Annotated in this window: 24 protein-coding genes; 4 read left to right on the forward strand and 20 right to left on the reverse strand. The window is 68.4% G+C overall.

Features of this window, described 5'->3' with window-relative positions; genetic code table 11:
* Positions 1 to 71: 71 nt before the first annotated feature.
* The 16 genes from ruvB to ACNI3K_RS11315 form a co-directional block, all read right to left on the reverse strand.
* Entirely contained in the window at positions 72 to 1,130 is a 1,059-nt protein-coding gene (gene ruvB, locus ACNI3K_RS11240; protein ID WP_419392153.1) for a Holliday junction branch migration DNA helicase RuvB, read from the reverse strand.
* Positions 1,131 to 1,137: 7 nt separating this feature from the next.
* Positions 1,138 to 1,728, reverse strand: a complete 591-nt coding sequence (gene ruvA / locus ACNI3K_RS11245; RefSeq protein ID WP_419391986.1) for a Holliday junction branch migration protein RuvA — start codon at positions 1,726 to 1,728, stop codon at positions 1,138 to 1,140.
* Positions 1,729 to 1,848: 120 nt separating this feature from the next.
* On the reverse strand, positions 1,849 to 2,403 hold the full coding sequence (gene ruvC, locus ACNI3K_RS11250; RefSeq protein WP_419391987.1) for a crossover junction endodeoxyribonuclease RuvC: 555 nt from the start codon (positions 2,401 to 2,403) through the stop codon (positions 1,849 to 1,851).
* Positions 2,404 to 2,426: 23 nt separating this feature from the next.
* Positions 2,427 to 3,185: a YebC/PmpR family DNA-binding transcriptional regulator gene (locus tag ACNI3K_RS11255; protein ID WP_419391988.1), complete on the reverse strand. Its 759-nt coding sequence runs from the start codon at positions 3,183 to 3,185 to the stop codon at positions 2,427 to 2,429.
* Between the two features lie 80 nt (positions 3,186 to 3,265).
* Positions 3,266 to 3,640, reverse strand: a complete 375-nt coding sequence (locus tag ACNI3K_RS11260) for a hypothetical protein (protein WP_419391989.1) — start codon at positions 3,638 to 3,640, stop codon at positions 3,266 to 3,268.
* Positions 3,640 to 4,257 (reverse strand): winged helix-turn-helix domain-containing protein, encoded by a 618-nt coding sequence (locus ACNI3K_RS11265; protein WP_419391990.1) that lies wholly within the window; start codon positions 4,255 to 4,257, stop codon positions 3,640 to 3,642. The genes ACNI3K_RS11260 and ACNI3K_RS11265 overlap by 1 nt, the downstream gene beginning before the upstream one ends.
* Before the next feature lie 60 nt (positions 4,258 to 4,317).
* Positions 4,318 to 4,902, reverse strand: coding sequence for a pyridoxal 5'-phosphate synthase glutaminase subunit PdxT (gene pdxT / locus ACNI3K_RS11270; RefSeq protein ID WP_419391991.1), 585 nt, complete (start codon positions 4,900 to 4,902; stop codon positions 4,318 to 4,320).
* Positions 4,899 to 5,423, reverse strand: coding sequence for an NUDIX hydrolase (locus tag ACNI3K_RS11275; protein WP_419391992.1), 525 nt, complete (start codon positions 5,421 to 5,423; stop codon positions 4,899 to 4,901). The genes pdxT and ACNI3K_RS11275 overlap by 4 nt, the downstream gene beginning before the upstream one ends.
* Positions 5,424 to 5,439: 16 nt before the next feature.
* Positions 5,440 to 6,348, reverse strand: a complete 909-nt coding sequence (gene pdxS, locus ACNI3K_RS11280) for a pyridoxal 5'-phosphate synthase lyase subunit PdxS (RefSeq protein WP_419391993.1) — start codon at positions 6,346 to 6,348, stop codon at positions 5,440 to 5,442.
* Positions 6,345 to 7,496 carry a glycosyltransferase family 4 protein gene (locus ACNI3K_RS11285; protein WP_419391994.1) on the reverse strand — a complete coding sequence of 384 codons (1,152 nt, stop codon included), beginning with the start codon at positions 7,494 to 7,496 and terminating at the stop codon, positions 6,345 to 6,347. Before ACNI3K_RS11285 ends, pdxS begins: the two co-directional genes overlap by 4 nt.
* On the reverse strand, positions 7,493 to 8,380 hold the full coding sequence (locus tag ACNI3K_RS11290) for a phosphatidylinositol mannoside acyltransferase (protein WP_419391995.1): 888 nt from the start codon (positions 8,378 to 8,380) through the stop codon (positions 7,493 to 7,495). The genes ACNI3K_RS11285 and ACNI3K_RS11290 overlap by 4 nt, the downstream gene beginning before the upstream one ends.
* Positions 8,377 to 9,090, reverse strand: a complete 714-nt coding sequence (pgsA, locus tag ACNI3K_RS11295) for a phosphatidylinositol phosphate synthase (RefSeq protein WP_419391996.1) — start codon at positions 9,088 to 9,090, stop codon at positions 8,377 to 8,379. The genes ACNI3K_RS11290 and pgsA overlap by 4 nt, the downstream gene beginning before the upstream one ends.
* A 17-nt stretch (positions 9,091 to 9,107) precedes the next feature.
* Positions 9,108 to 9,656 carry an HIT family protein gene (locus ACNI3K_RS11300; protein WP_419391997.1) on the reverse strand — a complete coding sequence of 183 codons (549 nt, stop codon included), beginning with the start codon at positions 9,654 to 9,656 and terminating at the stop codon, positions 9,108 to 9,110.
* A 3-nt stretch (positions 9,657 to 9,659) separates the two neighbouring features.
* Positions 9,660 to 11,651, reverse strand: coding sequence for a threonine--tRNA ligase (thrS, locus tag ACNI3K_RS11305; RefSeq protein WP_419391998.1), 1,992 nt, complete (start codon positions 11,649 to 11,651; stop codon positions 9,660 to 9,662).
* 128 nt (positions 11,652 to 11,779) lie between these two features.
* Positions 11,780 to 12,505, reverse strand: a complete 726-nt coding sequence (locus tag ACNI3K_RS11310) for an NAD(P)H-binding protein (protein WP_419391999.1) — start codon at positions 12,503 to 12,505, stop codon at positions 11,780 to 11,782.
* 227 nt (positions 12,506 to 12,732) lie between these two features.
* Positions 12,733 to 15,483 carry an ATP-binding protein gene (locus ACNI3K_RS11315; protein WP_419392000.1) on the reverse strand — a complete coding sequence of 917 codons (2,751 nt, stop codon included), beginning with the start codon at positions 15,481 to 15,483 and terminating at the stop codon, positions 12,733 to 12,735.
* 334 nt (positions 15,484 to 15,817) lie between these two features.
* On the opposite strand from ACNI3K_RS11315, the gene ACNI3K_RS11320 reads away from it, so the two are divergent.
* From ACNI3K_RS11320 to ACNI3K_RS11335, 4 genes are all read left to right on the forward strand, one after another.
* A complete protein-coding gene (locus tag ACNI3K_RS11320; RefSeq protein ID WP_419392001.1) occupies positions 15,818 to 16,657 on the forward strand; it encodes an alpha/beta fold hydrolase in 840 nt (279 codons plus the stop codon).
* A gap of 68 nt (positions 16,658 to 16,725) precedes the next feature.
* On the forward strand, positions 16,726 to 17,301 hold the full coding sequence (locus ACNI3K_RS11325) for a small multidrug efflux protein (protein ID WP_419392002.1): 576 nt from the start codon (positions 16,726 to 16,728) through the stop codon (positions 17,299 to 17,301).
* A gap of 120 nt (positions 17,302 to 17,421) precedes the next feature.
* Entirely contained in the window at positions 17,422 to 18,402 is a 981-nt protein-coding gene (locus ACNI3K_RS11330) for an extracellular catalytic domain type 1 short-chain-length polyhydroxyalkanoate depolymerase (protein ID WP_419392003.1), read from the forward strand.
* Positions 18,399 to 18,824 carry a GNAT family N-acetyltransferase gene (locus ACNI3K_RS11335; RefSeq protein WP_419392004.1) on the forward strand — a complete coding sequence of 142 codons (426 nt, stop codon included), beginning with the start codon at positions 18,399 to 18,401 and terminating at the stop codon, positions 18,822 to 18,824. Before ACNI3K_RS11330 ends, ACNI3K_RS11335 begins: the two co-directional genes overlap by 4 nt.
* Before the next feature lie 79 nt (positions 18,825 to 18,903).
* On the opposite strand, the gene ACNI3K_RS11340 is transcribed toward ACNI3K_RS11335, so the two are convergent.
* From ACNI3K_RS11340 to ACNI3K_RS11355, 4 genes are all read right to left on the reverse strand, one after another.
* The gene (locus tag ACNI3K_RS11340) at positions 18,904 to 19,116 is read right to left on the reverse strand and encodes a hypothetical protein (RefSeq protein WP_419392005.1); all 213 of its coding nucleotides are present in this window, start codon (positions 19,114 to 19,116) and stop codon (positions 18,904 to 18,906) included.
* 102 nt (positions 19,117 to 19,218) lie between these two features.
* Positions 19,219 to 20,418: a phosphotransferase gene (locus tag ACNI3K_RS11345; protein WP_419392006.1), complete on the reverse strand. Its 1,200-nt coding sequence runs from the start codon at positions 20,416 to 20,418 to the stop codon at positions 19,219 to 19,221.
* Between the two features lie 166 nt (positions 20,419 to 20,584).
* Entirely contained in the window at positions 20,585 to 20,749 is a 165-nt protein-coding gene (locus ACNI3K_RS11350) for a hypothetical protein (RefSeq protein ID WP_419392007.1), read from the reverse strand.
* Positions 20,750 to 20,780: 31 nt separating this feature from the next.
* Positions 20,781 to 20,945: a hypothetical protein gene (locus tag ACNI3K_RS11355; protein WP_419392008.1), complete on the reverse strand. Its 165-nt coding sequence runs from the start codon at positions 20,943 to 20,945 to the stop codon at positions 20,781 to 20,783.
* Positions 20,946 to 20,987 lie beyond the last annotated feature (42 nt).

Genomic DNA, 20,987 nt, shown 5'->3' on the forward strand with positions numbered 1-20,987 from the left:
CCTCACGATTAGAGATGCTCATGAGAGCCTTGGCGATTCTAGGGGGCAAACGCATCCGCGTCGAACCACCCTCAGTCGAACAGCCTCCCGCCGGGGGCTCCCGGACGGGCCTCGACCGGTGCCTCGAGCCCCAAGTGGGCCCATGCATCGGCCGTCGCCACCCGGCCGCGCGGCGATCGGCTCATCAGTCCCTCGCGCACGAGGAAGGGCTCGGCGACGGTCTCGACAGTCTCGGGCTCCTCGCCCACGGACACCGCGAGCGTCGACAGGCCCACCGGGCCACCGCCGAACCGCAGGCACAGCGCGCGCAGCACGGCGCGGTCGAGCCGGTCCAGTCCACGCTCGTCCACCTCGTACACGAGGAGCGCCTGCTGCGCAGCCGCCAGGTCGCCTTCGCCGCTGCCGTGCACCTCGGCCCAGTCGCGCACGCGCCTGAGCAGGCGGTTCGCGATGCGCGGCGTGCCGCGCGAACGCGAGGCGATCTCCGCGGCGGCGTCACCGCTGATGGGGAAGGCGAGCTTGCCCGCGGACCGGCCGACGATCTGGTGGAGTTCGTCATCGGAGTAGAAGTCAAGATGAGCGGTGAAGCCGAACCGGTCGCGCAGCGGAGCAGGCAGCAGCCCCGCGCGCGTGGTGGCCCCCACGATCGTGAACGGCGGCAGGCTCAGCGGGATCGACGTCGCACCCGCGCCCTTGCCCACCACCACATCGACCCTGAAGTCCTCCATCGCGAGGTACAGCATCTCCTCGGCGGGCCGCGCCAGGCGGTGGATCTCGTCGAGGAACAGCACGTCGCCCTCGTCCAGCGAGCTCAGGATCGCCGCGAGGTCTCCCGCGTGCTGGATGGCTGGGCCGGAGCTCACGCGCAGCGTCGCCCCCAGCTCCCCCGCCACGATCATCGCCAGCGTGGTCTTGCCTAGACCTGGAGGGCCTGACAGCAGCACGTGATCGGCCGTCGCCCCTCGGCTCACGGCGGCACGCAGCACCAACGACAACTGCTCTCGGACGGTGCGCTGGCCCACGAACTCGTCGAGGCTCGTGGGGCGCAGCGCCGCCTCGTTGGAGCGTTCGATCGCGTCCGCGTCCGCGTCGACCACACTGCCCTCCAGCGGGTCCGTTTCCTCCGTCATGCGGTCGTCAGCCACGCACGCCGCCCATCGCCTTCAGAGCGGACTTCAACGTCATCGGCACATCGGAGTCAGCGATCGGATCGGGCGCCACGTTCTCGACGGCCGCGGCGGCCGCCTTCTGGTTCCACCCGAGGGCGACGAGCGCCTCCTCGACCTGATCGCGCGCATCGGGCACCTGAGGTGAGGCCGGTCCCTGCGGCAGCGACAGCTTGCCGCCCAGCTCGAGCAGCAGCCGGGCCGCGACCTTGGCGCCGATCCCGGGCACCTGCTCGAGTGCCTTGCGGTCGCCGTCGGCGACGGCGCGAGAGAGAGAGTCGGGCGAATGGACCGCGAGCATCGCGAGGGCCAGCCGCGGGCCAACGCCCTGAACCGACTGCAGCGCCTCGAACGTGTCGCGCTCGGACTCCGCCGTGAAGCCGAACAGCGTGAGGGACTCCTCTCGCACCACCAACTGCGTGAAGAACCGCGTCTCGTGATTCACCCGGAGCTCGGACAGCGTCGCCGGCGTGGAGTGCACGAGCATCCCCACTCCGCCCACCTCGACGACCGCGGTCGAGGCGCGCACGGACAGCACCGTGCCGGCCAACTGTGCAATCACCGCGGTCTCCTTTCGAACATGTGTACGAACACGCTACGGGACGCCGACGGCCCGCGCCGCACGACTCGCCGCACGACATGCCCCACTGCGGCGGCCACCATCATCCGCGACGGCCGTGCGTCAACCACGACGCCGCGAGGCCCGCTCCGCCTCGGCCCAGCGGCGCTGCGCACCCGTCGTCGCCGCCGATCCCACGGGCGCTGCCCCGCCGCGCCAGGCGTGGGTGATCGCGATCGCCAAGGCGTCTGCCGCATCGGCGGGTCGGGGCGGCTCCGCGAGGCCGAGCACGCGCGCCACCATGAAGCCCACCTGAGGCTTCGCCGCGCGCCCATCGCCGGTCACCGCCGCCTTGACCTCGGAAGGCGTGTATAGCGCCACGGGGAGGCCGCGGCGCTCGGCCGCCAGCATCACCACTCCGGACACCTGGGCCGTCCCCATCACCGTGCGCACGTTGGCCTGGGCGAACACCCGCTCGAGCGCGACCGCATCGGGCCGATGCTGGTCCAGCACCGCCTCGAGGGCGTCGGCCAGGCGCGCGAGGCGCGCGGGGACGGCATCGCCCGCGGGGGACGTCGCCGCCTCGACATGCACCAGGCTGACCTTGCGCGCTCCCGCGGCATCGATCACGCCCAGGCCACAGCGGGTGAGGCCGGGGTCGACGCCGAGAATCCGCACGGTGTGTGAGTGGCGGACCGCCGCTACTCGGCGGCCGCCGCCTCCAGGACCTCGTCCGAGGCGTCCATGTTCGCGAAGACGTTCTGCACGTCGTCGCAGTCCTCAAGAGCGTCGATGAGCTTCAGCATCTTCTTCGCGCCGTCGACCTCGAGCTCGATCTTCACGGACGGGACCCAGGTGGCCTCGGCGCTGTCGTAGTCGATGTCCGCCTCTTGCAGCGCGGTGCGGACCGCGACCACGTCCGTCGCCTCCGAGGTGATCTCGAACACCTCGCCGTGGTCCTCGATCTCCTCCGCACCCGCGTCGAGGGCGGCCAGCATGAGGTCATCCTCAGTGACACCCGAGTCCTTCGACACAATGATCTGCCCCTTGCGCGTGAACAGGTACGCGACCGAGTTGGGGTCTGCGAGGGTGCCGTTGTTGCGCGTGAGCGCGGTGCGGACCTCCATTGCGGCGCGATTGCGGTTGTCCGTGAGGCACTCGATCAGCATCGCAACGCCATTGGGCCCGTAGCCCTCGTACATGATGGTCTCGTACTCGGCCCCGCCGGCCTCGAGACCGGCGCCGCGCTTGAGCGCCCGGTCGATGTTGTCGTTCGGCACCGAGGACTTCTTGGCCTTCTGCACCGCATCGAACAGCGTGGGGTTGCCCGCCATGTCCGCGCCGCCCGAGCGGGCCGCGACCTCGATGTTCTTGATCAGCTTGGCGAACAGCTTGCCGCGCTTGGCGTCGACAACCGCCTTCTTGTGCTTGGTGGTTGCCCACTTGGAGTGGCCGGACACGTGATGCTCCTCGACTGATCGGGTAAAGGACTGCCCGCCAGTCTAGAGGTTCACCCCGCTCCTGTACGCAAGCGGCAGGCTTAGGACAGCGCGGCGATCGCGGCCGCACCCGCAGCGCCGCATGCCGCCGCCCACACGAAGCTCGCCAACGTACCGATGATGAATCGCTCTGCAGTCTCGCCGCGCAGCGCCGGCGCGGTGTCGCGCAGCTCGGGATAACGGCCCAGGCCCTTGACGGCGATCACGACCGCGACGGCCTCGGGATGCCCGGCCATCACCGCGCCCGCGATCGCGAGCCGCTCGAGCACGCCGATCCACATGCCGCCGCGCAGCAGACCGGGCGTCTCGGTGCCCGGCTCGACGCGTCGCAGGAGCCAACCGATCAGCGGCGCGCCGATAACCGCGGCCACGGCAAGCGACGTCACCACCACGCCGGCTTGGGCCAGGAACGTCATCACTCGTCTCCCGTCGTTGCGGCACGCGCCAGCAGCGTCGCGGCCACCGGCCGCGCCCGGCGCTCCTCATCCAGCATCGCAGAGGTCACGCGCTGACTCACGGCCTGCTCGGAGATGCCGAGCCGAGCGGCGATGTCCCGCTGCGTCGCCTCGGGCCCCAGCAGATCGGCGACCTCCCACCCGGCGGCCGAGCGGCGTCGCACGACTGCGGCCAGCAGTTGCAGGATCGCCGTCGCTCCCTCGCCTGCCTCGTCATCCTCGCCGGACACCACCACAGGAACGGACTCGGACCTTCCACGCGCTCGTTCCACAGCCTGCCGCGCGTGAACGAACGCCGCACCGGAGCTCGCACGCGCGCTCGCCCCCCAGGGCTCGTTGACCGGCCCAGCACCCACCCCAACGGACCACTCCCCCAGTCTCATGAGGTGCAGGGCAAGGTCGACCGCAGGGTCGGCATGCGTGAGCATTATCTGAACCTCGTCGCCGACGGTGCGCTCGAGCGGGAGAGCGATCTCGTCCGCCCAGCGCTCGGCCCACGGAGCCAACTCGGTCATGAGCGACTCGACGCGGTCGCCCTTCTCGGTGCTGCCGCGCTGATCAGCGGTGACGACGAACATTCTTCAAGGTTAGGGCCTTGATGCCGATAGATCAAGGCTCTGGCCTAGATCGTGAGGGGCTCAGAGCTGTGCGAGCAGCAGCTCGTGCACACGCGTGTCCGAGGATATCTCCGGGTGGAATGCCGTGGCGATCACCGCACCGTGCCTCACGGCGACGGGGTGCCTCTCACCGTCGGGGCCGGTGGCCGTCGCGAGCACCTCGACGCCCTCGTCGTACTGCTCGACCCACGGCGCGCGAATGAACGTCGCGTGCATGGGACTGCCGTCGAGCTCCCACACCAGGTCGACCTCGGCGGAGTCCACCTGGCGACCGAAAGCGTTGCGGCGCACCGTCATCGGGATTCCACCGAGCGTCTGCTGCCCCTCGATGCCGTCCCGTAGGTCTCGCGCCAGCAGAATCATCCCGGCGCAAGATCCGAGCACGGGTAGGCCCGCGTGGATGCGCTCGACGAGCCCGTCGCGCAGGCCGAAGGCCCGCATGAGCTTGTCCATAGTGGTGGACTCCCCGCCTGGGATGACGAGGCCGTCCACGGCATCCAGCTCGCTCAGACGCCGCACCTTCACCACGTCTGCGCCCAGACCGTCAAGCATCACATGATGCTCCCTGAAGTCGCCCTGCAGCGCGAGCACTCCTACCGTGGTCATTCGCCCACTTCTCCTAGATCGATCGTGTGGCCGTCCCACACTAGAAAAGAGTCCCAGTCCGCCCGCAGCTGCGCGGGGAACACCTCGATGGGAGCATCGCGCAAGTCGGTCGCGGTCATCCACTGCACTGCATCGATGGTCTCGCGCTCCACCTCGGTCCACTCCTCCGCTGTCCGCGCCCGCGCATCGGCATCCGCGAGCCGTCCCACGAAGATCTCCTCGTACTGTACGTACGGCCGCGACGCGAAGTCGAACATCGCCGTGCGGGTCCAGACGGGACCGGACAACTCATGCTCTTCGAGCACCCAGCCAGTCTCTTCGGCGAGCTCGCGCACCGCGGCGGCGCGCATCGTCTCGTCTTGCTCGAGGCCCCCGCCCGGCGTGAACCAGAACGAGCGTCCCGTCGCGTGTGGGTCGTGTCCCCGGACCATGAGCACCCGCGGCACGGCAGGATTCGAGTCGTCGACGAGCAGCACCCGCGCGCCACGGCGCGCGATGCGCCGGGCGGCCGATGCGCTCACGTGACGTGCGGTCGAGTCACCAGCCGCGCTCGGCGAGACGGTGGGGCTCGGGCTCTTCCTCGACGTTGATGCCCACCATCGCGTTGCCCAGGCCGCGCGAGACGTCCGCGATCACGGCGGGGTCGTCGAAGAACGTGGTGGCCTTGACGATCGCCTTGGCACGCTCGGAAGGATTGCCGGACTTGAAGATCCCGGATCCCACGAACACGCCCTCGGCGCCCAGCTGCATCATCATCGCGGCATCAGCGGGAGTCGCGATGCCGCCGGCGGTGAACAGCACCACCGGCAGCTTGCCAGTCGCGGCGATCTCCTTCACGAGCGGAAGGGGCGCCTGCAGCTCCTTGGCCGCCACGTACAGCTCGTCCTCGGGTAGTGCCGTCAGTGCCCGGATCTGAGCCCGGATCTGACGCATGTGAGTCGTGGCGTTCGACACGTCTCCAGTGCCGGCCTCGCCCTTGGAACGGATCATCGCGGCACCCTCAGAGATGCGGCGCAGCGCCTCACCCAGGTTGGTCGCGCCGCACACGAACGGCACGGTGAAGTTCCACTTGTCGATGTGGTGCGTGTAGTCGGCGGGCGTCAGCACCTCCGACTCGTCGACGTAGTCGACGCCCAGGGACTGCAGCACCTGCGCCTCCACGAAGTGGCCGATGCGTGCCTTCGCCATCACGGGGATCGAGACGGCGTCGATGATGCCCTGGACGAGGTCCGGGTCGCTCATCCGTGCCACGCCGCCCTGGGCGCGAATGTCCGCGGGCACGCGCTCGAGCGCCATGACCGCCACGGCACCGGCGTCCTCGGCGATCTTGGCCTGCTCGGGCGTGACGACGTCCATGATCACGCCGCCCTTGAGCATCTCGGCCATGCCGCGCTTGACGAGGTCGGTGCCTACCTGGGGGGTGGAGTGATCGGCGTTGTCGCTCATGCGGTGCTGTCCTTCGCTTGCTGGGGATGGAATTCAGCATCCATTCTAATCGCGTCTCGGTAGGTCGCCTCGATCCGGGGCGCGACCTGGCGCCAGTCGAAGGTGCCAGCGCGCGATTGGCCCCTCGTCGCGAGCTCGTGCCGAGCGATCGGATCCGCGAGAAGGGCGTGCACCCGGGCGGCCAGCTCGACCGAGTCGCCGACGGTGTGCATGGCCACGCACGCCTCTCCGTCGGAGTCCGTGGCGACGTCGCGGAAGGCCACCAGATCGCTCGCGACCACCGCAGTTCCCGCGGCCATCGCCTCGACGAGCACGATGCCAAAGCTCTCCCCGCCGAGGTTGGGCGCGCAGTACACGTCGACCGACGCCATGAACCGCGCCTTCATGCCCTCGTCGAGCTCGCCCACGACCTCGGCGCCGGCCCGCGCCGCACGCGCGGCGATGCGGTCCGAGAACCGGCCGGCGACCAGGAACCGGGACCGCGGATACCGGCGCCGCACCAAAGGAATCGCGGCCAGGAACGGGTCGAGCCCCTTGCGCGACTCGTCCATGCGGCCCAGGATCCCGATGGTCGGCGCGTTCTTCGTGCCGCACCACTCCTTGACGGGTTCCGCGTGGGTGTACGCAGCCGTGTCCACGCCATTGGGGATGATGTGGGTGGCGGCCACGCCCAGGTGCTCCTTGATGGTGCGGTCGGCGGAGGGCGACACCGCGATGCGCGCGTCGAGCTCCTCATAGCCGGGCTTGATGAACGGCTTCGCGTTGCGCATGATCCGCGAGTGCTCGTTCGACGTGTGGAAGGTCGCCACCGTGGGACCCAGCCGTGCCCACATCGCGATCACGGACAGCGACATGGTGCCGGGCTCGTGCAGGTGCACGACGTCGAAGTGGCCCTCCCGCAACCACTTGCGCACCCGCACTGCCGCCACGAATCCAAAGGTGACGCGTGCGGTCGAGCCGTTGTACCGCACGGGGATCGAGCGTCCGGCGGTGGTGACGTAGGCCGGCACGTCCGTAGCGGGCGCGGCAGGAGCAAGCACCGAGACCTCGTGCCCGCGCCCGATCAGTGCCTCGGCCAGGTCCATCACGTGCAGTTGAACGCCGCCCGGGCGATCCATCGAGTACGGGCACACGATGCCGACCCTCATGCGGCCCACCCGAACCGCTGCAGCATGTGCCAGTCCTCGGGATGCTCCGCGATCTGGTCTGCCATCCATGTCGCCCAGGCCTGGCTCGCCTGCGCCACGCGCTCCTCCTTGGGGAACGAAGCCGGATCGATGACGGGACCGAAGGTCATCACGACTCCCCACCGGGACCGTGCCGCTCGCCGCCTGGCGCCTGTGAGCCGTTCGTAGTGGAGCATGACCGGCATCACGGAGATTCCGGCTGCCGCTGCCACCGCTGCGGGACCCGGAGCGACCAGCACACGCTGGCCCCACATCTCGACCTCGACGCCGCGACCTGACATGTCGCGGTCCGCCAGCAGGCAGATCAGCCCGCGGTCGCCGCGCCCCAGCTGGATCAACTGGCGAAAAGTGGAACTGCCCTCGTGGCCCAGGACGTGAATGCCTATGCGCTCACGCAACGCCACGAACTCGTCGTAGACCTCGCGCGGCTCGAGCACCTCCGCGACGGCCGTGACCGTGGTGAGGTTGCGCGCGCCCCATGCGCCCACCAGGTCCCAGTTCCCGCAGTGCGACAGCACCGCTACCACGGGCTCGTCGCCCTCCAGCAGCTCGCGGACCTCCTCGAAGTTCTCGGTGCGCGCGCGGGCGTCGATCTGGGCGTGCGTCATGCGGCCCAGCTCCAGCACCTCGGAGTAGTACCGTGCGGCGGACGCCATGCCGCGCCGGGACAGCCTGCGCAGCTCACGCCCTTCCAAGCCGGTGACGCGGTGCAGGTTGTCCTCGAGCCGCGTGGCGGACTTGGTGCGCCTCGCCCACGCCCACCACGCGACGGCCGATGCGGCGGCGCGGGTGAACCCTATCGGCACCTTCGCGGACACGCGCCAGGCGGTGAGGAACGCGTTCATCGCCCCGCGTCGCGGTCGCTGTTGTCCGGGGCGGGTTCCCCCGGGTGGTGTTCCGGGTGGTCGCCGTAGTTCAGCGAGTCTCGATGGTGGTCGTCGCGGTCGCGCAGGTCCTCGCGGTTGGAGCGCACCACCGCCATGGTCCGCTGGCCCACGGTGAAGGCACCCGCCGCAGCGAGCAGGAACAGCGTCCAGGTGAGCACCCACAGGGGCAGCCCGAGGCCCACGAAGCCGGTGGCGGTGAGGCCGATCACGAGCCGGTCCGACCGCTCCGCGATGCCGCCTGAGGCGTCGACGCCAAGCGATTCAGCCTTAGCCCGCGCGTAGGGCACGAACGAGCCGATGGTCAAGCACAGCAGCGCGGCGAGAGCCGTCGGCGGGTGAACCTCGCGGAACCCCCACACGAGAGCGCCGAAGATCGCAGCATCGGCCACGCGGTCCAGCGTCGAATCCAGGTACGCGCCCAACTGGGATGTCTTGCCCGACAGCCGCGCCATGGTGCCGTCGAGCATGTCGGTCACCACGAACACCGTGATGACGATCGTGCCCCAGAACATCGCCAGGCCGCCGCGGGGCAGCAGCACGACGGCGCCGGTGACGACGCCGATGGTGCCGACGATCGTCACCGCATTGGGGTGCACGCCCAGGCCGAGCAGCGCCTTCGCAGGCGCCTGCCAGATCGCGGCCATGAGTGGCCGCAGCTTGCCGAACATAGGTGACCTCCCGGTCGTCAGACCTTGTCCCAGGCGCGCGTCAGGCGCTCCCAGGTGTCGTCGAGCAGCTCGGGGACGGCCTTGGTGCGGCCGATGATGGGCAGAAAGTTCGAGTCGCCGGTCCAGCGGGGCACCACGTGCTGGTGAAGATGCTCGGAGATGCCCGCGCCACCCACCTGACCTTGGTTCATGCCGATGTTGAAGCCCTTGGTGCCGCTCACGTGCGTCAGGACGCGCATCGCGGCCTGCGTCAACTCGCCCATCTCGTCCCGCTCGGCATCGGTCGCGTCGGTGTACCAGCCCACGTGGCGGTACGGACACACCATCAGGTGACCGGGGTTGTAGGGGTACAGGTTGAGCACCACATAGCAGTGCTCGCCGCGGTGCACCACGAGTCCCTCGCGGTCGTCGCCGGTGACCTTGGTGCACAGCGGGCACTCGTGCTCACCGGTGTACTCGGGGCGATCGGACGAGTGCTGGATGTACGCCATGCGGTGCGGAGTCCACAGGCGCTCGAAGCCGTCGGCCTCGCCACCCATCTTCTCGCCGTCGACGATGTCCGCCATCCGCTACACCTGAGCCTTGGTCCGCACCGCGTCCACGATCCGCGCCACCGCGTCCGCCACCGGCACGCCGTTGTCCTGGGAACCGTCCCGCAGGCGGAACGACACGGCGCCCGCCTCAGCGTCCTCGCCGCCCGCGATCAGCACAAAGGGAATCTTCTCCTTGGACGCCGAGCGGATCTTCTTCGGGAACCGCTCGTCAGAAGCATCGAGCTCCGCGCGAATGCCGTGCGCACGCAGTTGGGAGACGACCTCACCCAAGTAGTCGTCGAACGCATCGGCCACCGGAATGGCGCGCACCTGCACCGGGGCAAGCCACACGGGGAAGGCCCCGGCGTAGTGCTCGGTGAGGATGGCGAAGAACCGCTCGATCGAGCCGAACAGCGCGCGGTGGATCATCACCGGCCGCTGGCGGCTGTTGTCGGACGCCGTGTACTCGAGCTCGAACCGCTCCGGAAGGTTGAAGTCGAGCTGGATGGTCGACATCTGCCACGAACGGCCGATCGCGTCGCGGGTCTGCACCGAAATCTTGGGGCCGTAGAACGCCGCCCCGCCCGGGTCGGGCACGAGTTCCAGGCCAGAGCCTTCGGCTACCTCGCGCAGCGTCTGCGTCGCCTCGTCCCAGATCTCGTCCGAGCCCACGGACTTGTCCGGGTTGCGAGTCGACAACTCCAGGTAGAAGTCCTCGAGGCCGTAGTCCTTCAACAGGTCCAGGACGAACGTGAGCAGACCGTTCAGCTCGTCCTTCATCTGCTCGCGCGTGCAATAGATGTGCGCGTCATCCTGCGTGAAGCCGCGAGCGCGCGTCAGCCCATGCACCACGCCGGACTTCTCGTACCGGTACACGGTGCCGAACTCGAACAGGCGCATCGGCAACTCGCGGTACGACCGTCCCCGCGCGTCGAAGATCAGGTTGTGCATGGGGCAGTTCATGGGCTTCAGGTAGTAGTCCTGGCCCTGCTTGGTGACGTTGCCGGCCTCGTCCCGCTCCTCGTCCATCTGCATGGGCGGGTACATGCCGTCCGCGTACCAGTCGAGGTGTCCCGAGGTCTCGAACAACTGCGCCTTGGTCGCGTGCGGCGTGTACACGAACTCGTACCCCGACTCGATGTGGCGCTGACGCGAGTACTCCTCCATCTCGTGACGGATGATTCCGCCCTTGGGGTGGAACACGGCCAGGCCGGAGCCGATCTGCTCGGGGAAAGAGAAGAGGTCGAGTTCCTGCCCCAGGCGGCGGTGATCGCGACGCTCGGCCTCGGCGAGCCGCTCCTTGTACGCCGTCAGCTCCTCCTTGGTCGGCCAAGCGGTGCCGTACACGCGCTGCAGCTGCGGGTTCTTCTCGGAACCCTTCCAGTAGGCCGCAGCGGAGCGCATCAGCGACCAGCCGTTAGCCAGGAGCTTGGTGCTGGGCACGTGCGGGCCGCGGCACAGGTCCTTCCACGCGACCTCGCCTCCGCGGCGCACGTTGTCGTAGATCGTGATGTCGCCCTCACCGATCTCGACGGAGGCGCCCTCGGCGCCGTCCGCCTCGTGGCTCAGCAGCTCGCACTTGTAGGGCTCGTGCGACAACTCCGCGAGCGCCTCCTCGCGAGTGACCTCGCGGCGTACGAAGACCTGGCCCTCCTTGACGATGCGCTGCATCGCCTTCTCGAGCTTCTTGAGGTCATCAGGCGTGAACGGCTCCTCGACATCGAAGTCGTAGTAGAAGCCGTTGTCGATGGGCGGGCCCACGCCGAGCTTGGCGTCCGGGTGCGCCTGCTGAACGGCCTGAGCGAGCACGTGCGCCGTCGAGTGGCGCAGCACCATCAGTCCCTCGGGCTCGTCGATGGTGACGGCTTCGACGGTGGCACCGTCCGGGAGTTCCCGTGCGAGGTCCCACAGGTTGCCGTCCACTCGCATGACGAGCACCTCGCGGCGCTCGGAGTACAGGTCGGTGCCCGTCGTCGTCGCGTCGACCTGTCGCTGGTCGCCGTCGACAGTCAGGTTGATGGTGGGCACCGGTGGTCTCCTTGGGTAGTGCGGAAGCTCCCGGCACGCCAAAGGGCGCGCCGACGTCACCCGACGATGCTACCGACATGCGGGCGGTGGCCCCACGCTCGCGCGCCGCGCTCGGAGAGGTGAAGGTGTCAGCGTGAGCGCCGTTCCGAGTCACTGACGACATCCGCGTCGTCGCCTGGCGTGCTCGTCGGGCTGTCGTCGTCGCACAGCAGGTTCGCCTGCACTGCCCGAGCGATGGGCGTCGAACCCTGAGTGACCTCAAGGATCCGCCGGCGGATCCGTGGCTCGTGGAGAAGCTCGGCCAGCGTGGCGGCCACGTCGACGCGTGGAATTTCATCATGAGGCTGGGCCGGGCTGAGCGAAATCGTGCCCGTCCCGTCTCGGTCCACGAGCAGGGATGGCCGAAGGATCAGCCAGTCCAAGTCGCTCATGCTGACCATAACGTCGATCAACTTCTTCACCGCGAAGTAGAACTCGACATCGTCGCTGAGGTGGTGCCCGCGCTCAGCCTCAGGTAGCACCGACACGAGCGCGAACCGTCTCACGCCGGCCAGGACTACCGCCTCCAGGGCCTTCACCACGCCCTCGCCGTCGATAGCGGCAGTGTCCTCCCTCGTGCCACCGTTCGACCCGGCCGCGTACACCACGACGTCCACTCCGGTGAGCATGGTGGCCAAGGCCTCAGGAGTCACGTGCGCAAGTTGAGCCACGTGAACCTCGATCCCCCTTGCGGAAAGTTCTCGCTTCTGCTCGTCGCGACGCACCAATCCCGCTACGTCATCGCCCCGGTCGATCAGGTTCCCCGCCAGCAGCGCACCGATCGCCCCGCTGACGCCAATGATGAAGACGTTCATCACGGAGTCTCTGGCCGCCCGGGGGCGTCACTAACGGCACTGCCGTCGATCGGGGAGGCCACCCGTCGATGAGCCGGTTCTGCACCAGCCGTCGCGGTCGTCGACCGCAGACCCGTACGAACGGGGGGAGCCTGAAGGCAGGTGAGCATCGTGCAAGTGTGACCGTCGAGTTGCGCCCCTCGCGTCGGTAGCAGCCACCCATCTTCGTCGGTAACCCGCCCGGCGTACTAGGGAATCTGGAACTCCTTAAGTTCGCGACGTGAGGTGATGCCGAGCTTGCGGAAGATGTTGCGCAGATGGGCCTCGACGGTCCGTGGGCTGAGGAACAGTTGCGAGCCGACCTCACGGGATGTCGCTCCGGTGGCTACCAGTCGTGCGACGTGCAGCTCCTGCGCGGTGAGTTCGTCCGTCGGCTGTGCGGAGCGAGCGCGCGGGTGCTCGCCCGTCGCGCGGAGTTCGCGCGCGGCGCGGGCGGCGAACGCCTCCGCACCCATGTCGGTGAGCAGTTGGTGAGCCGTCCGAAGTTGGTCGCGTGCCTCCCGGCGGCGGCCCTCGCGACGTAGCCACTCCCCATAGACGAGGTGAGTGCGGGCAAGGTAGCCGCCCATGCGGCTGTGGCTGAGTTGATCGATTGCCTCGCGATATAGACCCTCGGATGCCGGTCCGGTGCTCATGAGCGCCTGCGAGCGTGCCGCCATACCGAGTGCCCAAGGGGTACCGCTGGCGTGCGCCCGGTCGCAGAGCTGTTCCAGCGCGGCGATCGCCCCATCCGGATCACCCGCGCGGGCTGCCGACTCGATGAGCTCGGAATGCGCGAGGTTGCTTTGCGTCAGCTCGTCCGACTGGAATGCCCGCGTCGCGGCGATCTGAGCCGCTGGGTACTTCCCGAAGCCGTTGTTGATCACCGCCATGGCGTACTGCGCCAGCGAGACCTCGGTGTCATCCCCGCGGTTCGCAGCTTCTTGGATGATGGTCGCCTGAATCTCGCGGGTCTCATCCGAGCGGCCGCGCCAGGCGGCAAGAATCAGTTGCGCGTGGAGCAACGGCACTGCGGTCGTCGAGGCAGCGATCGAGGTCTGCTCGGCCGCAAGCTCGGCGGCGTGCGCGAACTCGCCGGAGAGCACCAGCATGACGGACTGGACCAGGAGCCCGGTCGGCAATGTGGCCAGGGCGCCGGCCTCCCGCGCAAGTCGGACGTGACGTGCCGACAAGGAGTGGGCCAACTCGTCGTCGAAGACGGCCATCGCGGTCCTGCTGGCCAACCACAGCCAGCGGTGGTCGCGGCCGTCGCGTGTGGAACGCGCGCCCGGCTCCGGGTCGGCGAAGGCGATCAGTGCCCGGCGCAGTTCCGGCACTCCCGCCTCGTACCCTCGCGTGAAGTTCGTGACGAGGGCATCGAGCAAGAGGTCCGCTGGCCGCGGCGGCCCGGGCGGTGCCGGTGCGGCCTTGGCTGCCTCGGCGACGTTCAGTGCGCCGCAGCCGGGCTCGCCGGTCACGAGCGCCGCGTCGATTGCTTGCAGGTACGTTTCACGGGCCAGCGCTGGGTCCAGCGGCGTGAGCGTCCTGGCAGCATCCAACAGCAACTGCGGACCCGCGTGATCTCGACTCTGATGAAAAGCAATCTCGGCTCGTAGGAGCTCGAGTCGGGCCCCTTGCAAGGCGTCTAGTGGTCCGGCTGCCGCCGACCTCAGCAATTCGAGGGCGGACTCCGTCGCCCCCGACTCGTGCTTGGCGTGAGCACTCTCCAGCGAGCGCCTCGCGCGAGCTGCGGGCTCTGGGGACAGCTCGGCGGCGCGCTGAAGGAACGCGGCCGCTGCTGCGACTCCGCCGCGCGCGTACGCTCGGCCGGCCGAGCTCTCCAACCCAGCGGCAGCCTCTTCATCGACTCCGAAGACCGACTGCGAGCGGTGCCAGGCATACCGGTCAGGGTCGAGTTGCGGGTCGGTGACGGAGGCCAACGCGCCGTGGACCCGGCGATGGTCCGACGGCGTGGCCGCCTGGTAGACCGCCGAGCGCACCAGCGGATGAAGGAACCTCACCCGCAAGTCGATCTCCAGCAAGCCGGCCGCTTCAGCTGGCGCGGCCACCTCAGGGGAGATTCCCAGCTGCGCGGCTGCGTCCCACAGCAGCGCCGGGTCGCCGGTCGGGTCAGCCGCTGCGACCAGTAGCAGCAGCTGCGTGTCGGCCGGAAGCGCACCTGAACGGCGCCGAAAGCTGTCCTCGACGTGCTGTGGAACGCTCAGTGCGTCGGGCAGCCCAAACCCGCCGGCCAATCCTGCCAGCTGTGCACTTCGGGGCAGTTCCAGCAGCGCCAACGGGTTGCCGCGCGCCTCGGCAACGATCCGATCACGCACCCGTTCGTCGAGGGGCGCATGCACCGCCTCGGCCAGCAGGTCCACTGAGTCCCTATCGCTGAGCCCGTCGAGGCGCAGTTCAGGCAAGCCGGCGAGCGGTAGGGGATCGCCCTGATGGGAGTCGCGCCATCCGAACACCAGGGCCAACCTTTCGGCTCCCAACCGGCGGGCCACGAATGCCAGGACCAGCGCCGATGACTCATCGAGCCACTGCGCATCGTCGATGAGACAGAGCAGCGGTGCTTCCTCGGCGACTTCAGCCAACAAGCTGAGGACAGCCAACCCGACAAGGAACCGGTCAGGGGCGGCGCCGCCGTGGAGTCCGAACGCCACGCCAAGAGCATCCTGCTGCGGCGCGGGCAACGCATTGGCCCGGTCCAGCAGTGGCGCGCACAACTGGTGCAGCCCTGCGAATGCGAACTGGGTCTCTGACTCGACGCCGACCGACGACTCCACACGGAAGCCCGAGGCGCGGGCCGTCAGCCGGGCGTGCTCGATCACGGCAGTCTTGCCGATGCCCGCTTCCCCCCGCACCACAAGAGAGCCACTGTGCCCAGAGCGCGCCAGCGCCAGGAACTTCTCGATCACTGCACGCTCTGAGCGTCGGCCCACAAGTTCTGCCACGTCGTGCTCCCGTCACACCACCTGACTAGGTAGCAGCCACCGTACTCGTCACCGACGCGAGCGCGATAGTCCCCACCTGCTGCGCGTGACGTCCGTGTTTGTGGGTGGTGCGTGGCGGCGAACTTCCAGTGGCTGTCACCGACGCGGGGGCCCCGCCGCCGATGCGAGCCTGAGCGCCTCGGACCGATCCCCGGTTCGCGAGTCAGGGAGACCTCAGGAGTACGGGTCGCGTGACGGCGGTGCGCACGTGCACCGGGACACCGTGCCCACCGCCATCACCAGATCCGCCTAGGACAGCAATCGCTCTCACTGGCACTACGAAAGGAGACAAACCATGGGATACATCACCGTCGGGAACGAGAACAGCACGTCGATCGAGGTGTACTACGAGGACCAGGGTGCGGGCCAGCCCGTCGTGCTGATCCACGGGTACCCGCTGAACGGGCACAGTTGGGAGCGCCAGACCCGTGCACTGCTTGAAGCCGGCTACCGAGTCATCACCTACGACCGGCGCGGCTTCGGCCAGTCCTCCAAAGTCGGATCCGGCTACGACTACGACACCTTCGCCGCGGACCTGAACAGCGTGCTCGAAACACTGGACCTGCGCGACGTGACCCTCGTCGGATTCTCGATGGGCACGGGTGAGCTCGCTCGCTACGTCGCGCGCTACGGCCACGAGCGGATCGCCAAGCTCGCGTTCCTCGCATCGCTGGAGCCCTACCTCGTCGCGCGCGACGACAACCCCGAAGGCGTGCCGCAGGACGTCTTCGATGGAATCGAAACGGCGGCGACGAGCGATCGGTATGCCTGGTACACCCAGTTCTTCGCCAACTTCTACAACCTTGACGAGAACCTTGGCAGCAGGATCAGCCAAGAAGCGGTGACCAACAGTTGGAATGTCGCCATCTCGAGCGCCCCCGTCGCGGCATACGCAGTCGTATCCTCCTGGATCGAGGACTTCCGCACCGACGTCGAGGCAGTGCGCGCCAGCGGCAAGCCGTCCCTGATCCTGCACGGCACTGCAGACAACATCCTCCCCATCGACGCCACGGCCCGCCGGTTCCGCGAACTCCTGCCGGACGCGCAGTACGTCGAGGTCGACGGCGCCCCCCACGGCCTGCTCTGGACGCATGCCGACGAGGTCAACGACGTACTGCGCAACTTCCTCGCCTAGTTCCACGGCCGGCTCAGCGGCGCAAACAAGGCATCCATGCACATCGAACCGAAGGGTGAGGACTTGCCATGAATCCTGTCGAGGAGATCATCAGCAGCTTCCAAGGGCTCGTCGCAGGCGTGCCCGAGGTCGTCCAGCCGGTGATCGTCGTGCTCGCGGGCGCAGTGCCGTTCGTCGAGGGTGAGGGAGGAGCAATCATCGGCGTGCTCGGTGGTCTGCATCCGATCATCGCGGCCGCGGCAGCGACCCTCGGGAACCTGGCCAGCGTGGTGCTCGTGGTCGCCGTCACGACACGCACCAGGACCGCCGTCGTCGGCCACCGACGCAGCCTGCTCGCGGTGGACGGTGGCCAAGGAGCGCGATCGAGGTTCTCCGGCGAGGCACCTCCCGAGGCTGCGGTCGAGAAGCCGGAGTCGAAGGGACGCCAGCGCTTCAAGAGGTGGGTCGTCCGTTTCGGCGTCCCCGGCGCGAGCGTCCTGGGCCCGCTCGCTATCCCGACTCAGATCATGAGTGTGATCCTCGTGGGCGGCGGAACTCCGCGCCGGTGGGTCCTGCTCTGGCAGGCCATCGCCATCGTGACCTGGACGACGATCGCCACCGTCTCGGCGTGGGCCGCTCTCACCGTCGTGTTCGAAGTGTCGTGAGCCATGGTCTCCCAGCACAGAGCGCTCACGTTCGATCGATCAAGCCCGGATTGCACTCGTCGAGGACGGCGGTCGCGTCGACGACGGCGCTGGCCGTGGATCTCCTCGGGCGTCGTGCTCATGGTCATGGCCGCGCTTGGCGTTGCCACCGCGGCCTTTCAATTCGGCCTGCCCTGGTGGATGCACGAGGGGGACCGGAACCACGTGTACGAGGGAGATGGGGGTTCCCAGCGGTACCAGGTTCACCTCCCGCCTGAGTACGACGCCGACGACCAGTTACCGGTGATCATGGCCATCCACGGCTGCGGGATGACCGGCTACGGCTGGAACTCGATGAAGGCCACCACCCAGCTCAACGAGTTGGCCGATAGCGAAGGCTTCATCGTGGTGTACCCGACACAACGGATCTTCCGCAATGCGATCAACTGCTGGAATTCGGCCGATCCCCGGGAACAGCACCGTGGCAGCGGGGAGCCGGCGCTTCTTGCTGGCGTTGCGCGGCAGGTGGTTGAGGACTACAACGCGAATCCAGACCATGTGCACGTGGCAGGCGCCTCGTCCGGCGCGGGGACCGCCGTGATCCTGGCAGCCACCTATCCCGACATCTTCGCGACCGCAACATCGGTCGCTGGCGGGGAGTACGGGCTCAATCAGGTGGATCCGGACCATCCCGACTCCACGCCACCGGACTACACCGCACGTCAGGCGTGGTCCCAGATGGGCGAGCGAGCGCGGCACGTGCCGCTGCTCATCATTCAGGGCAAGGACGACGAGGTCGTCCCGACCCTCGTCGCCACTCGCCTCGTCGAACACTGGATCGCCGTCAGCGACCTCGTCGACGATGGGCTGCTCAACGACGGGCTGAGTTTGGTCGAAGCGAAGAGGACGATGCCTGCCGAACAGGGCAAGCATGCCTACACGCAAACCATCGTCACCATGCCTGACGGTAGGTCGCTGGTCGAGTCATACCTCGTACACGGCATGGGCCACGTCTGGCCAGGTCCCTCCGGGCAAGGTCTCTTCACTGACCGGTCCGGCCCCGACGCCAGCGCGATCCTCTGGGATTTCGCCCAGCGCCATCCAAAAGACTCGCTCGAGTGAGCCTCAGCCCGCACCTGAAAGGACATCACGTGCCTCAGCCGCTCACCGATACGACCGGCGCATCCGTGGCGATCAAACTCGACAGCTCGCGTCCCGTCAGCAGCTACACCGCAGTTCTCGACGCCCGTTCGCCGGTTGGGCGGGCGGAGTTCTTCGACTCACCCGCGGCAGCCAGCGAACGGATCTTCTTTCACACCGAAGTTGACCCGGCGTTCGGTGGCCGCGGGCTGGCCAGGCTCCTGGTCCGCGAGGCACTTGCAGGCAGCGTTCGCGCCGGTGTCACTGTGGTTCCAGTGTGCCCGCTGTTTGGCAACCACCTCAAGAAGCATGGCGTTGAATTCCTCGCCGGTGGCGGCAGGTTCCGACGGCCCACACGTGCCGATATCGCACTCGTCGCGCAAGTCACGCGGGGCGACGGATGATCCCTACGAACCCGTCGATCGGCCAACAGGAGTGCCACGCGCTCGGTCTCCATGGCCGATCTGGCGCACGGGACACCCGTCACCGGAATCCGTCGCCCTCGACCTGCCCCTGCTCGTACTGGGAAGGCTCGTCCGCCTTGACCCAGTCGTCGGCGATCTGAGCCTCCTCATCGGCGCCTAGCGGCACCACCCGTTCATCGTCCGGCACGAGCTCGTCTTCGTTCGCGGTCCCCTCGTCGATCGGGTCGTCCGGCAGAACTGGCTCGTCGTCTGGAGTCGGTGCTGTGGTCATCGTGAACCTCCTCGTGGCCTCGCCATCGCTGACCCTTGTGATAACCCTGAGCGCGCGCGAGTATTCCAAATTCGGGGCGGCCCGGCCGATGCGCGGGCTGGCTCATGAAGCGGGTACGGGCTCGATGACCGATTCCGCGGTCTCGAGCCACGCGGCCGCGACCGAGGCGTCCTCGGATCCCGCGACGAGCGAGAGGATGTTCGCGGAAACCCTCGCGCGCAGCTCGTCGATGCCGAACTGGTCTCCGAACGCCTCGAGCATGCGCGCCGCCACGGGGGGCACGCCGCGATAGCCCTCGGCGTCTAGCTGCGGCAGCACCATCATGTGCGCCACCATGCAGGCGCAGTCATCGATGCGGCGGCCGGGGCCCAGCGTGTCGAGGTCGATGAGCGCCTCGACCCGCGTCGGTGCCATCGCGTCATCGAGGTAGATGTTGGCGGCGTGGAGGTCGCCGTGGGTGGCGACGGTGGGGTGCTCGGGTGCGGCCGCCAGCACAGCGGTGATCCGCCGCTCGAGCGCCTCGACCCGCTCCTCCGGAAGGCCCTCGGTGACGGCCATGCGGGCATACTGCGCCACCCGGTCTGGCACGGGCGGGCGGCGCTCCAGCGCGGTCGCCTCGTCCGGCAGCCGGTCCATGGCGGCGAGCAGCATCTGCGGATCGATCGCGGCGGGGTCGGAACCGTCGGGGCGGTGCAGCGCGCGGGTCATCGGGATCCCGTGGGCCTCCTGCACGACCACGATGCCGTCGCCTGCGTCCAGGGCCAGCGGAGCGAGCTCGCACATGCGGTGGCGGGCGAGCATTGCCTCCGCGCGCTCGGGGCGCACCACCTTCACGTACCAGTTGCGCCGCCCGTCCTCAGCCACGGTGCGCACCCTGAGCACGGCCCTGCGCATCGGTCGCATCACCATCATGTCCAACGACTCGATGGTGATGCTGCGCCCGGTCGCCGCGCTGAGTCGCGGCGCGAGGGTCTCCGGAATGCACGCGTCCGCCAGCCCCGGCAAGTGGGGGTCGGCGGGGTGGCGCCACACGTGCACCTCGCCCTCGTCCGAGGCCAGCCGCACCGCCTTGGCGGCGGCACGCTGCTCGTCCGAGAGCTCGACGGTCGAGGCGACCAGATACAGGCGCTCTCCCCCGGCGACCACGTCGTAGCCCACGGAGGTCTCCGCGCCGGGTCGCGCGTTGACGGAGTCGACTTTCCACGACTCCAACTCGACCTCGGTGGTGGCGAGCGCAGTCGCCAGAATCTCGCCCGCGCGGGGCCCGGTCAGCAGCGGCGCCGCTGCGTGATCGATCGCCATGGAGACATCACACCACGCAGATGGCCGATGCGCCGCATCTGGGACATCTCTGCACTCACGCGTGTCGTGCCCTGGACGAGCGGCGCGGGTCGGGATCGAGGGGCGGCTCCCATTGGTGGGCACGCCGACAGGCAAGCCTCTGGGACGGCTCCCGCGACAACGACCGTCAGTCCTTGTTGTGCTTCTTCGCCCAGTCGGCGCCCTTGTCCAACTTGCTGTGCGTCGACTCGGGAGCCTTGCCTCTGATCTTCTGCGCGCCCTTGTCGATCTTCTCGTCAGAAGTATTCCTCGCCGCGTTCACGGCCTTGCGGATCATCCCGAACTTTCCCATGGTGTGCCTCCCTTCGATCAGCAGACGACCGTCAGCCTTTGCCGTGTTCTGAAGACTCGCCGGGCACTTCCGAGGGAGTGTCGTCGTCCGCATCGGACGTGTCTTCCGCAATCCGCTCGGCGGCTTCGTCGAGCTTGTCGTCTGCCACGACCGCTGGCTGATCCTTGGCCTTCTTGAGGTTGTCGTCGGTGCCCATGGTTCGCCTCCATCGAAAGAAATCGGACGATTCCGACAACGG

Source organism: Demequina ureilytica, assembly GCF_048553575.1.
Taxonomy (GTDB): Bacteria; Actinomycetota; Actinomycetes; order Actinomycetales; family Demequinaceae; genus Demequina.

What these genes read in the sequence shown, in the direction of transcription:
- ACNI3K_RS11350 (WP_419392007.1), bottom strand. Translation starts at nt 20,749, where the DNA reads ATGGGAAAGTTCGGGATGATCCGCAAGGCCGTGAACGCGGCGAGGAAT.
- pdxS (WP_419391993.1), bottom strand. Translation starts at nt 6,348, where the DNA reads ATGAGCGACAACGCCGATCACTCCACCCCCCAGGTAGGCACCGACCTC.
- ACNI3K_RS11345 (WP_419392006.1), bottom strand. Translation starts at nt 20,418, where the DNA reads ATGGCGATCGATCACGCAGCGGCGCCGCTGCTGACCGGGCCCCGCGCG.
- ACNI3K_RS11265 (WP_419391990.1), bottom strand. Translation starts at nt 4,257, where the DNA reads ATGTTCGTCGTCACCGCTGATCAGCGCGGCAGCACCGAGAAGGGCGAC.
- ACNI3K_RS11330 (WP_419392003.1), top strand. Translation starts at nt 17,422, where the DNA reads ATGGTCATGGCCGCGCTTGGCGTTGCCACCGCGGCCTTTCAATTCGGC.
- ACNI3K_RS11355 (WP_419392008.1), bottom strand. Translation starts at nt 20,945, where the DNA reads ATGGGCACCGACGACAACCTCAAGAAGGCCAAGGATCAGCCAGCGGTC.
- ACNI3K_RS11300 (WP_419391997.1), bottom strand. Translation starts at nt 9,656, where the DNA reads ATGGCGGACATCGTCGACGGCGAGAAGATGGGTGGCGAGGCCGACGGC.
- pgsA (WP_419391996.1), bottom strand. Translation starts at nt 9,090, where the DNA reads ATGTTCGGCAAGCTGCGGCCACTCATGGCCGCGATCTGGCAGGCGCCT.
- ACNI3K_RS11260 (WP_419391989.1), bottom strand. Translation starts at nt 3,640, where the DNA reads ATGACGTTCCTGGCCCAAGCCGGCGTGGTGGTGACGTCGCTTGCCGTG.
- ACNI3K_RS11285 (WP_419391994.1), bottom strand. Translation starts at nt 7,496, where the DNA reads ATGAGGGTCGGCATCGTGTGCCCGTACTCGATGGATCGCCCGGGCGGC.
- ACNI3K_RS11320 (WP_419392001.1), top strand. Translation starts at nt 15,818, where the DNA reads ATGGGATACATCACCGTCGGGAACGAGAACAGCACGTCGATCGAGGTG.
- pdxT (WP_419391991.1), bottom strand. Translation starts at nt 4,902, where the DNA reads ATGACCACGGTAGGAGTGCTCGCGCTGCAGGGCGACTTCAGGGAGCAT.
- ACNI3K_RS11340 (WP_419392005.1), bottom strand. Translation starts at nt 19,116, where the DNA reads ATGACCACAGCACCGACTCCAGACGACGAGCCAGTTCTGCCGGACGAC.
- ruvB (WP_419392153.1), bottom strand. Translation starts at nt 1,130, where the DNA reads ATGACGGAGGAAACGGACCCGCTGGAGGGCAGTGTGGTCGACGCGGAC.
- ACNI3K_RS11310 (WP_419391999.1), bottom strand. Translation starts at nt 12,505, where the DNA reads ATGAACGTCTTCATCATTGGCGTCAGCGGGGCGATCGGTGCGCTGCTG.
- ACNI3K_RS11325 (WP_419392002.1), top strand. Translation starts at nt 16,726, where the DNA reads ATGAATCCTGTCGAGGAGATCATCAGCAGCTTCCAAGGGCTCGTCGCA.
- ACNI3K_RS11290 (WP_419391995.1), bottom strand. Translation starts at nt 8,380, where the DNA reads ATGAACGCGTTCCTCACCGCCTGGCGCGTGTCCGCGAAGGTGCCGATA.